The 11,633-nt window shown below is 70.7% G+C and carries 8 protein-coding genes; 7 read left to right on the top strand and 1 reads right to left on the bottom strand.

What is annotated here, in order from left to right; translation table 11 throughout:
* Positions 1–10: 10 nt before the first annotated feature.
* The 7 genes from PBV52_RS06790 to folP all read left to right on the top strand — a co-directional run bounded on the left by PBV52_RS06790 (position 11) and on the right by folP (position 10,794).
* Positions 11–988 (top strand): ABC transporter substrate-binding protein, encoded by a 978-nt coding sequence (locus PBV52_RS06790; protein ID WP_274237377.1) that lies wholly within the window; start codon positions 11–13, stop codon positions 986–988.
* Between the two features lie 260 nt (positions 989–1,248).
* Positions 1,249–3,687, top strand: a complete 2,439-nt coding sequence (locus PBV52_RS06785) for an FAD-dependent oxidoreductase (RefSeq protein ID WP_274237376.1) — start codon at positions 1,249–1,251, stop codon at positions 3,685–3,687.
* Between the two features lie 36 nt (positions 3,688–3,723).
* A complete protein-coding gene (locus tag PBV52_RS06780; RefSeq protein WP_274237375.1) occupies positions 3,724–4,584 on the top strand; it encodes a bifunctional methylenetetrahydrofolate dehydrogenase/methenyltetrahydrofolate cyclohydrolase in 861 nt (286 codons plus the stop codon).
* Positions 4,585–4,642: 58 nt separating this feature from the next.
* The gene (locus tag PBV52_RS06775) at positions 4,643–5,875 is read left to right on the top strand and encodes a sarcosine oxidase subunit beta family protein (RefSeq protein WP_274237374.1); all 1,233 of its coding nucleotides are present in this window, start codon (positions 4,643–4,645) and stop codon (positions 5,873–5,875) included.
* An 11-nt stretch (positions 5,876–5,886) separates the two neighbouring features.
* Positions 5,887–9,156 (top strand): sarcosine oxidase subunit delta family protein, encoded by a 3,270-nt coding sequence (locus PBV52_RS06770; RefSeq protein ID WP_274237373.1) that lies wholly within the window; start codon positions 5,887–5,889, stop codon positions 9,154–9,156.
* Positions 9,149–9,751, top strand: a complete 603-nt coding sequence (locus PBV52_RS06765; RefSeq protein ID WP_274237372.1) for a sarcosine oxidase subunit gamma — start codon at positions 9,149–9,151, stop codon at positions 9,749–9,751. Before PBV52_RS06770 ends, PBV52_RS06765 begins: the two co-directional genes overlap by 8 nt.
* Before the next feature lie 215 nt (positions 9,752–9,966).
* Positions 9,967–10,794, top strand: a complete 828-nt coding sequence (gene folP / locus PBV52_RS06760) for a dihydropteroate synthase (RefSeq protein ID WP_274249300.1) — start codon at positions 9,967–9,969, stop codon at positions 10,792–10,794.
* A 16-nt stretch (positions 10,795–10,810) separates the two neighbouring features.
* On the opposite strand, the gene PBV52_RS06755 is transcribed toward folP, so the two are convergent.
* Positions 10,811–11,608, bottom strand: coding sequence for an IclR family transcriptional regulator (locus PBV52_RS06755; RefSeq protein ID WP_274237371.1), 798 nt, complete (start codon positions 11,606–11,608; stop codon positions 10,811–10,813).
* Positions 11,609–11,633 lie beyond the last annotated feature (25 nt).

The following is an 11,633-nucleotide window of genomic DNA, read 5'->3' as shown; positions in this document are numbered from 1 at the left end:
GCAACTGACCATGGCAAGGCAAGCAAGACACTGGAGGGTCGGCGCGGCCGGCATAGCGGTCCTCGGCCTCACCCTCACCGCCTGCGGCGGTGCGAAGGTCGGTGACAGCTCCTCGGACGCCGGCGGCTCGGGCAGCTCCGGCAAGTGCGGCACCTTCAACCTCGCGGTCAATCCGTGGGTGGGCTACGAGGCCAACGCGGCGGTCATCGCGTACGTCGCGGAGAACGACCTCGGCTGCAAGGTCACCCAGAAGGACCTGAAGGAGGAGATCGCCTGGCAGGGGTTCGGGACGGGTGAGGTCGACGCCGTCGTCGAGAACTGGGGTCACGACGACCTGAAGAAGAAGTACATCACCGACCAGAAGACGGCCGTCGAGGCCGGGGCGACCGGCAACGAAGGCCTCATCGGCTGGTACGTGCCGCCGTGGCTGGCCAAGGCGCACCCGGACATCCTCGACTGGAACAACCTCGACAAGTACGCGGCCGAGTTCAAGACGTCCGAGTCCGGCGGCAAGGGCCAGCTCCTCGACGGCGACCCGTCGTTCGTCACCAACGACGAGGCGCTGGTGAAGAACCTGAAGCTGGACTACAAGGTCGTGTACGCGGGCAGTGAGACCGCCCTCATCCAGGCCTTCCGCAAGGCGGAGAAGGACAAGGAATGGGTGATCGGCTACTTCTACGAGCCGCAGTGGTTCATGTCCGAGGTGCCGCTGGAGAAGGTCAAGCTGCCCGAGTACAAGGAGGGCTGCGACGCCGACGCGGAGAAGGTGAACTGCGACTACCCCGTGTACAAGCTGGACAAGATCGTCAGCGCGAAGTTCGCCAAGTCGGGCAGCCCCGCCTATGACCTGGTGAAGAACTTCACCTGGACGAACGACGACCAGAACGTCGTGGCGAAGTACATCGCGGTGGACAAGATGACTCCCGAGGCCGCGGCCAAGAAGTGGGTCGACGCCAACCGCGACAAGGTCGACGCCTGGATCAAGTAGCGGCGGAAGCCGGGAGCAGGGAACCGGTCGGAACATGCCCGGCGGGCGGTGCGCACCCCATGCGCACCGCCCGCCGGGCATCGCCGTGTTCGGCCTGTGCCCGGGCCTGTGCCAGGGCCCGTGTTCCGGCCCGTTTTCGGAGGTCCCGCAACCCTTGACACCCACCTGCGCGGAAGGCACATTGAGTTGCGCAACCTGAATCACGTTGCGTAGACAGCAACTCGATCGGCTCGACTGGTTAACAAACCGGAGGTGCGGCGATGGCGGGACCGCGTGTGGTCATCATCGGAGCGGGAGTCGTTGGCGCGGCTCTCGCGGACGAGATCTCGGCGCGGGGCTGGACCGAGGTGACCGTGGTCGACCAGGGGCCGCTCCCGGCCACCGGAGGCTCGACCTCGCACGCCCCCGGCCTGGTCTTCCAGACGAACTCCTCGAAGACCATGACGGAGCTGGCCCGCTACACCGTCGAGAAGTTCTGCTCCCTCGACGTCGACGGCAAGCCCTGCTTCCTCCAGGTCGGCGGCCTCGAAGTGGCGACCACGCCGGAGCGCCTCGCGGAACTGCACCGCCGCCACGGCTGGATCACCGCCTGGGGCATCGAGTCCCGGATCCTGACCGCCGACGAGTGCGTCGAGAAGCACCCGCTGGTCGACCGCGACAAGGTCCTCGGCGGCCTCCTCGTCCCGACCGACGGCCTCGCCAAGGCCGTCCTCGCCGTCGAGGCCCAGATCCGCCGGGCCACCGAGCGCGGCGTGCGCTTCCTGGCCCGCCACGAGGTCCTCGACGTCCTGAAGGCCGACGGCGAGGTGACCGGCGTCCTGACCGACCAGGGCGAGATCCCCGCCGACATCGTCGTGTGCTGCGCCGGCATCTGGGGCCCGAAGATCGCCCGCATGGCCGGCATGAACCTGCCGCTGACCCCGCTGGCCCACCAGCTCGCCTGGACCGGCCCGATACCGGCCCTCGCCGGCCAGACGCAGGAGGCGGTCCGCCCGATCCTGCGCCACCAGGACGCCGACCTCTACTACCGCGACCGCTTCGACGGCATCGGCATCGGCTACTACGGCCACCGCCCCATGCCCATCTCGGCCGACGACATCCTCTCCGTGGATGAGGCCAAGGACATGCCGTCGGTCCTGAAGTTCACCGAGGAGGACTTCGAGCCAGCCTGGAGCGAGACCCAGTCCCTCTTGCCCGCCACCAAGGAGGCGAAGGTCGAGGAGGGCATCAACGGCCTGTTCTCCTTCACCACCGACAACTTCCCGCTGCTCGGCGAGTCCCAGGACGTCAAGGGCTTCTGGGTCGCCGAAGCGGTCTGGGTCACCCACTCCGCGGGCGTCGGCCGGGCCATGGCCGAGTGGCTGGTCGACGGGCACTGCTCGTCCTTCGACCTGCACGAGTGCGACGTCAACCGCTTCGAGCCGCACCAGCTGTCCCCGGAGTACGTCTTGGCCCGCGACTGCCAGAACTTCGTCGAGGTCTACGACATCCTCCACCCCCTCCAGCCGACGGGTGACCCGCGCCCGATCCGCAAGAGCCCCTTCTACGCCCGCCAGGAGGAGCACGGCGCCTTCTTCCTGGAGGCGAATGGCTGGGAGCGCCCGCACTGGTACGAGGCCAACGCGGGCCTCGCCGACGGCCGCTCCATCCCGACCCCCAACGACTGGGCGGCACAGTTCTGGTCGCCGATCGTCGGCGCAGAGGCGCAGGCCACCCGTGAGACCGTCGCGATGTACGACATGACGGCCCTCAAGCGCCTGGAGGTGACCGGCCAGGGTGCCGCCGACTTCCTGGAGAGCCTGACCACCGGCAAGGTGGCCAAGTCGGTCGGCGCGGTGACGTACACCCTGCTCCTGAACCACGACGGCGGCATCCGCAGCGACATCACCGTCGCCCGCCTCGCCCGCGACCGCTTCCAGATCGGCGCCAACGGCAACGTGGACCTCGACTGGTTCACCCGCCACCTCCCCGCCGACGGCACCGTCCAGGTCCGTGACATCACCCCCGGCACCTGCTGCATCGGCCTGTGGGGGCCGTTGGCCCGCAAGGTCCTCCAGCCCCTGACGGACGAGGACTTCTCCAACGACGGCCTGAAGTACTTCCGCGCCAAGCAGGCCTACATCGGCTCGGTGCCGGTCACCGCGTGGCGGCTGTCGTACGTCGGCGAACTCGGCTGGGAGATCTACACCACCGCCGACCAGGGCCAGAAGCTGTGGGACATCCTCTGGCAGGCGGCGAAGCCTCTGGGCGGTGTCATCGCCGGCCGCGGCGCCTTCAACAGCCTCCGCCTGGAGAAGGGCTACCGCTCCTTCGGCACCGACATGACCTACGAGCACGACCCCTACGAGGCCGGCGTCGGCTTCGCCGTCAAGCTCGACAAGGGCGACTTCATCGGCAAGGCCGCACTGGAGCGCCGCAAGGACGACGTGCGGCGCAAGCTGACCTGCCTCACCATCGACGACCCCCAGTCGGTCGTCCTCGGCAAGGAGCCGGTGTACGACGGCGACCGCCCGGTCGGCTACGTCACCAGTGCCGCCTACGGCTACACCATCGGCAAGGGCATCGTCTACGCATGGCTCCCGGCCGAGCTCACCACTCCCGGCACGCCCGTACAGATCGGCTACTTCGACCAGCGCATCGAGGCGGTCGTCGCCGAGGAGCCCCTGTTCGACCCCACCATGTCCCGCCTGCGTGGCTGACATCCCGCGTCGACTCCGATGGAAGGAACACCGCCGGTGAACGCACAGCTGCTCGACGGCAAGGCGACCGCCGCCGACATCCGCCGCGAACTCGCGGAGCGCGTGGCCAAGTTGACGGCCACGAACGGCCGCCCGCCGGGCCTCGGCACGGTCCTGGTCGGCGACGACCCGGGCAGCCGTGCCTACGTCGGCGGAAAGCACCGCGACTGCGCCCAGGTCGGCATCGCCTCCATCCGCCGGGACCTGCCCGCCGATGCCTCGCAGCAGCAGGTCGAGGAGACGATCGACGAGCTCAACGCCGATCCGGCCTGCACCGGCTACATCGTCCAGCTCCCGCTGCCGCGCCACCTGGACGCCAACGCCGTACTGGAGCGCATGGACCCGGCCAAGGACGCCGACGGCCTGCACCCCGTCAACCTCGGCCGGCTCACCCTGGGCGTCGAGGCCCCGCTGCCGTGCACCCCGCGCGGCATAGTCGAACTGCTCCGCCGCCACGACGTACCGCTCGCCGGAGCGCGCGTCTGCGTGATCGGCCGGGGCATCACGGTAGGACGCCCGATCGGCCTCCTCCTCACCCGCCGCTCCGAGAACGCCACCGTCACCCTCTGCCACACCGGCACCAAGGGCCTCGCCTGGCACGTACGCGAGGCGGACATCGTCATCGCCGCCGCCGGCTCGCCCGGACTGGTCACCAAGGACATGCTGCGCCCCGGCGCCGCGGTCCTGGACGTCGGCATCACCCGCACCGACGAGGGCCTGGTCGGCGACATCCACCCGGAGGCCGCCCAGGTCGCCGGCTGGGTCGCGCCCATGCCCGGCGGGGTGGGCCCCATGACCCGAGCGATGTTGCTGGCCAACGTCGTCGAGGCCGCCGAGAGGAACGCCACCGCCGTATGAACGCGCACGTCCCCAAGTACCCGCAGTATCCGCACCTTTCAGAAGACGGAGACGTCCGATGAGCCCCCGCACCCCCGGCGCCGACCTCCCCGACCACCCCGACTGGCTGTGGCGTAATCCCGAGCCCAAGCGGTCGTACGACGTGGTGATCGTCGGAGGTGGCGGACACGGCCTGGCCACCGCGCACTACCTCGCCAAGAACCACGGCATCACCAATGTCGCGGTGCTGGAGAAGGGCTGGCTCGCGGGCGGCAACATGGCCCGCAACACCACGATCATCCGCTCCAACTACCTGTGGGACGAGAGCGCGGGCATCTACGAGCACGCCCTCAAGCTCTGGGAGGGCCTGGCGGACGAGCTCGACTACCCGATCCTCTTCTCCCAGCGCGGCGTGCTGAACCTGGCGCACAGCCTCCAGGACGTCCGCGACAGTGTGCGCCGCGTCGAGGCGAACCGCCTCAACGGCGTGGACGCGGAGTGGCTCGACGCGGACGGCGTCAAGGAAGTCTGCCCGATCGTCAACATCTCGCAGGACGTGCGCTACCCGGTGCTCGGCGCCACCTACCAGCCGCGCGCGGGCATCGCCAAGCACGACTACGTCGCCTGGGGCTTGGCCCGCTCGGCCGACGCCGCCGGCATCGACATCATCCAGAACTGCGAGGTCACCGGCCTCGACGTGGTCGGCAACCGCGTCGTCGGAGTCCAGACCAACCTCGGCCCCATCGCGGCCGGCAAGGTCGCGCTCTGCTCGGCGGGCCACACCTCGGTCCTCGCGGCGATGGCGGGCATCGAACTCCCCATACAGAGCCACCCGTTGCAGGCCCTGGTCTCCGAGCTCCTGGAGCCGGTGCACCCCACGGTCGTCATGTCCAACGCCGTCCATGTGTACGTCAGCCAGGCGCACAAGGGCGAGCTGGTGATGGGCGCGGGCATCGACGCGTACAACTCGTACACCCAGCGTGGCGCCTTCCACATCATCGAAGAGCAGATGGCGGCGGCCCTGGAGCTGTTCCCGGTCTTCGCCCGCGCCCACGTGCTGCGCACCTGGGGCGGCATCGTCGACACCAGCCCCGACGCCTCACCGATCATCGGGCTCAGCCCCGTCGACAACCTCTATCTCAACTGCGGCTGGGGAACGGGCGGCTTCAAGGCCACCCCGGGCGTCGGCTGGGTCTACGCCCACACCATCGCCAACGACATCCCGCACGCCCTCAACGCCCCCTTCTCGCTCGACCGTTTCACCACCGGCGCGCTCGTCGACGAGCACGGCGCTGCCGCGGTGGCCCACTAGGGAGCCGAACCATGCTGCTCATCCCCTGCCCGTGGTGCGGGCCCCGCGACGAGGCCGAGTTCCACTACGGCGGCCAGGCCCACGTGCCCTACCCGGAGAACCCGGCGTCCCTCTCCGACGAGGACTGGGCCCGCTACCTCTTCTTCCGCGACAACCCCAAGGGCCCCTTCGCCGAGCGCTGGAGCCACGCGGCGGGCTGCCGCCGCTGGTTCAACGCGGTGCGGGACACATCGACGAACGAGATCCTGACGGTGTACAGGACGGGTGAGGAACGCCCGGCACCTGTTGAGCCGAGGCCAGTGATTTCAGCCTGTCCGGCGTTTGAGGACGAGGCCCGTTCAGGGCCGATGGGGGTCCAGGGGGCGCAGCCCCCTGGCGGGGTCGAAGGGGCGGAGCCCCTTCAGGATGGGACGGGTAGGGGCGGCGGGGGCGCTGCACCCATCAACGGCTCCGCCGCGGGCCAGCCGTTCCGCCACACCACGCGCGGCCGAGTGGACCGCGACACCCCCCTCACCTTCACCTTCGACGGCACCGAATACCAGGGCTACCGAGGCGACACCCTCGCCTCCGCCCTCCTCGCCAACGGCGTCATCCAGGCCGGCACCAGCATCAAGCTCGGCCGCCCCCGAGGCATCTTCTCCGCCGGCGTCGAAGAACCCAACGCCGTCATCCAGATCGAGGAACCCTTCCCGGAGCCGATGCTCCCCGCGACGACCGTCGAGCTCTACGACGGCTTGGTCGCGACCAGCCTCCCCGGCCAGGGTCGCCTCGCGACCGACCCGGACCCCGCCCGCTACGACGCCGTACACGCCCACTGCGACCTGCTTATCGTCGGCGCCGGCCCGGCCGGCCTCGCGGCAGCGGCGGCCGCAGCGAGAAGCGGCGCCCGCGTCATCATCGCCGACGACCAGCCGGAACTCGGCGGCAGCCTCCTCGGCACGGCCGAGCACCTCGACTGGGTACGGGACGTGACGGAGCAGCTCGACGCCGCCCCCGAGGTCCGCGTTCTGCCCCGCACCACCGTCTTCGGCTACTACGACGACAACCATCTCCTCGCCGTCGAGCGCCGTACCAACCACCTCGGCGCCGGCGCGCCCGAGAACGTCTCCCGCGAACGCGTCTGGCGCATCCGCGCCCGCCGGGTCGTCCTCGCCACCGGCGCCCACGAGCGCTCGCTGGCCTTCGCGAACAACGACCGCCCCGGCGTGATGCTGGCCTCCTCGGCCCGCACCCACGTCAACCGCCAGGGCGTCCTGCCCGGCCGCCACGCGGTCGTCTTCACGACCAACGACAGCGCGTACGCGGCGGCTCTGGACCTCGCCTCGGCGGGCCTCGCCATCGCGGCGATCGTCGACACCCGCCCCGAACCGGGGGAGTGGGCCGAGCGCGCGAGGGCGGCCGGTATCGAAGTCCTGCCCGGCCACGCCGTCACCGGCACGGAAGGCGGCGAGGCACGCCTCACCGCCGTGACGGTCGCGCCGTACGGAGAGTCCGCGGGACAGCGGGAGTTCGCCGCCGACCTGCTGCTGGTCTCCGGCGGCTGGAACCCGGTGGCGCATCTGTTCAGCCAGTCCGGCGGCAAGCTGCGCCACGACGAGACGCTGGGCTCCTTCGTCCCCGACACCTGCCGCCAGGCCGTCGAGGTCGCGGGCAGCGCGAGCGGCGTCCTCGACCCGGCCGCGGTCCTGGCACAGGGCGCGGCCGCCGGTGCCCGCGCCGTCGAGGGCGAGGGCTACACGCCCGAGACGCCCCGCCTCCCGGAGGTGCCCGCGCAGCCACGGCCGACGGCGCCGATGCACGTGTACGTCGTCCCGGGTGACGCGGAGGGTCCGCGTTTCGTCGACCTCCAGCGCGACGTCACCGTCGACGACCTGCTCCGAGCGACCGGCGCCGGTCTGCGCTCGGTCGAGCACACCAAGCGCTACACCACGGCCGGCACCGCCAACGACCAGGGCAAGACCTCCGGCGTCCTGGCCAGCGGCGTCGTCGCCGAACTGCTCGGCGTGGACATCTCGGCGCTCGGCACGACCACGTTCCGCCCGCCGTACACGCCGGTCTCCTTCGCCGCCCTCGCGGGCCGCGACCGGGGTGTGCTGAGCGACCCGGTCCGCACGACCGCCATCCAAGAGTGGCATGTCGCGCACGGCGCCCTGTTCGAGAACGTCGGCCAGTGGAAGCGCCCCTGGTACTACCCGCAGGACGGCGAGGACATGGAAGCCGCCGTACTGCGCGAATGCCGGGCCACCCGCGAGAGCGTCGGCTTCATGGACGCCTCCACGCTCGGCAAGATCGATGTGCAGGGCCCGGACGCCGGTATCCTCCTCGACCGGCTCTACACCAACATGATGAGCACCCTGAAGGTCGGCATGATCCGCTACGGCGTCATGTGCCGCCCGGACGGCATGGTCTTCGACGACGGCACGGTCATCCGCGTCGCCCCCGAGCGTTTCCTTGTCACCACGACGACGGGCAACGCCGCCGCCGTACTCGACTGGATGGAGGAGTGGCACCAGACGGAGTGGCCCGAGCTGAAGGTGCACTGCACCTCCGTGACCGAGCAGTGGTCGACGGTCGCGCTCGTCGGTCCGAGGTCCCGTGAGGTCCTCGCCTCGCTCGCGCCCCAACTCGCCGTGGCCAACGAGGACTTCCCGTTCATGGCCTGGCGGGAGACCACCGTCGCGGGCATCGAGGCCCGGGTCTGCCGGATCAGCTTCTCCGGCGAACTCGCCTTCGAGATCAACGTGTCCCCGTGGCAGGGCCTCGCCCTGTGGGAGGCCGTGTACGAGGCCGGCGCCCCGTACGGCATCACCCCGTACGGCACGGAGACCATGCACGTCCTGCGGGCCGAGAAGGGCTACCCGATCATCGGCCAGGACACCGACGGCACGGTCACCCCGCAGGACCTCGGCATGAGCTGGGTGGTGTCGAAGAAGAAGCCGGACTTCGTCGGCAAGCGGTCCTACGCCCGTGCCGACACCACTCGCCCCGACCGCAAGCACCTGGTCGGCCTGCTCCCCGAGGACCCGGGCACCTTCCTCCCGGAGGGCACCCACCTGATCGCCGACGGTGTGCTGCCGACCCCGCCCGTCCCCATGCTCGGCCATGTCACCTCCAGCTATCGCAGCGCCGCCCTCGGCCGGACGTTCGCGCTCGCCCTGATCAAGGGCGGCCGGGACCGCATCGGCGAGCGGCTGTACGCCCCCGTCGGCGGCCAACTGGTGCCGGTGACCGTCGCCGGCCCTGTCCTCTACGACCCCGAGGGAGCTCGCCGCGATGGCTGACACCGCCCTTACCGCCCCGCTCCGCAGCCCGCTGTCGCATGTCGCCGACCGTCTGGCCACCGCGACACACGCGTCCGGGGGTGCGATCCGGCTGGCCGAACTCCCCTTCCTGGCCCAGCTCAACGTGCGTCTCGACGGCAAGGGAGCGGCGGCGGAAGCCGTCGGGCTCGCACTGGACCTGCAACTGCCGCTCCAGCCGAACACCGTCGTACGCGCGGGGGAGTTGACCGCGCTGTGGCTCGGTCCGGACGAGTGGCTGCTGGTGGGACCGCCGGGGAGCGAGCGGGACCTGGAGAGCCGGATCCGGGAGGCCGCGGGGGACGAGACCGTCTCGGTCACCGACGTCTCCGCGCAGCGCACCACACTCCTCGTCACGGGCCCCCGCGCCCACGACCTGCTGGCCCACGGCTGTCCGCTGGACCTGCACCCGCGGGCCTTCGGCGCCGGCCGCTGCGCCCAGACGACACTGGGCCGCACCCAGGTCGTCCTGGTCGCCCGGGACGAACCCAGGGCCGGATTCTGGGTCCTGGTGCGCTCGACGTTCGCCGGCTATCTGGCGGACTGGCTGCTCGACGCGGCGACCGAGTACCTCTGAGAAAACCCGACGGGCCCGCACCCCGTCGGCCCCTGTGGGAGCTCCGCTCAGGAGCTCCCACAGGGCTTTGTGCAGCATCTCTCGTCATACGCATCGAAAGTCGGACGCCTGTGACCGCCACCGCGACCACCACCGCCCACGCCACCACTTCACCCCGCCCGGGAACACCGGTACTCCACCCCCACGGCCTGCCACGCCCCGGCCGGACCCTGGTCATGGGCATCGTGAACGTGACGCCGGACTCGTTCTCCGACGGCGGGCTGTCGTTCGCCGCCGACGCGGCCGTCGCACACGGGCTCGCGCTGCTCGAACAGGGCGCTGACATCGTGGACGTGGGCGGCGAGTCGACCCGCCCCGGCGCGGCACGCCCGCCGGTCGAGGAGGAGCTGCGACGCGTCCTGCCCGTCGTCCGGGAACTCACCGCGGCGGGCGCGATCGTGAGCGTCGACACCATGCGGGCCGAGGTCGCCGCACGCGCGCTGGACGCGGGTGCGCGGCTGGTCAACGACGTCTCAGGGGGCCTCGCCGATCCCGAGATGCTGCCGCTGATGGCCCGGGCAGGCACGCCGTACGTGCTGATGCACTGGCGTGGACACTCCGCCGACATGCAGGCGAACGCGGTCTACGACGACGTCGTCACCGATGTGCTCGACGAGCTGCGGCTGAGGATCGACGCCGCGCTGGAGGCGGGGATAGCGCCCGACTGCCTGGTCGTCGACCCTGGGCTGGGCTTCGCCAAGACGCCCGACCACAACTGGGAGCTGCTGGGCCGCCTCGGGGACGTCATGGCCCTGGGACATCCCGTCCTCGTGGGCGCGTCACGCAAGTCGTTCCTCGGCAGTCTGCTGGCGGACCGGACGACGGGACAGCCCCGTCCCGCGCGGCTGCGCGATGCCGCGACCACCGCCGTGTCCGTGCTCGCCGCCGCACAGGGCGTCTGGTGTCTGCGCGTGCACGACGTCGCGTCGACGGCGGACGCGGTGCGCGTGACGGCCCGCTGGGGCGTCGAGGCGGCGACGTCGGTACGGTCGCCACTGGGCTGAGAGCCTCTGTGGACCCTCAGCCCAGATAGCCCATCCGGCGGCTGATCTCGTCCGCGCCGCTGATCAGCACGGGTGCGATTTCGTGGATACGTTCCTCGGTGAAGCGGTACGCGGGGCCGGAGGCGCTGAGTGCGGCGATGACATCGCCGTCGCGGGAGCGGATCGGGGCCGCCAGGGCCTGGAGTCCGATCTCAAGCTCCTCCAGCGTCACGGCGTACCCGCGCTCCCGTGCCTCGGCGAGGTTCTTCTCCAGCTTCGTCCTGGCCGTCAGGGTGTGCGGCGTCAGCTTCTGCACCGTGGACGCCCCGAGCACGGCGTCGCGCTCCGTCGCCGACAGATGGGCCAGCAGGATCTTGCCGCTCGACGTGGCGTACACCGGGGTGAGCTGGCCGACCCAGTTGTGCGTGCCGACGGCGCCCGGACCGCGTACCTGATACAGGTTGACCGCGAAGTGCTCCTGAAGGACGGCGATGTTGACGGTCTCGCCGATCTCCTCGCTGAGGCGCTCGCACACCGGCCGGCCCTGCTGGGTGATGTCGAGGCGGCCCGTGACCGCGCCGGCCAGGCGTACGATCCCGAAGCCCAGCCGGTACTTGCCCCGCTCGGCCGTCTGCTCGACGAGGCCGCGCGCCTCCAGTGCCCCGAGCAGCCGGAACGCGGTCGACTTGTGGACGTCGATCTCGGCGGCCACCTCGCTGACGCCCGCCTCGCCGCGCTGGGCGAGGATCTCCAGGACGCTGACGGCGCGGTCGACGGACTGCACCCCGTTCACCGCGGGAGCCGCTGTTTCGCTATCTGCGGTGTAGTTGCTCATGGCGCAACTATACGCATGGGTCTCC

The sequence above is a fragment of the Streptomyces sp. T12 genome (assembly GCF_028736035.1).
Taxonomy (GTDB): domain Bacteria; phylum Actinomycetota; class Actinomycetes; order Streptomycetales; family Streptomycetaceae; genus Streptomyces.
Note: the sequence above shows the minus strand (reverse complement) of the source record. Positions and strands in the feature narration are given on the sequence as shown.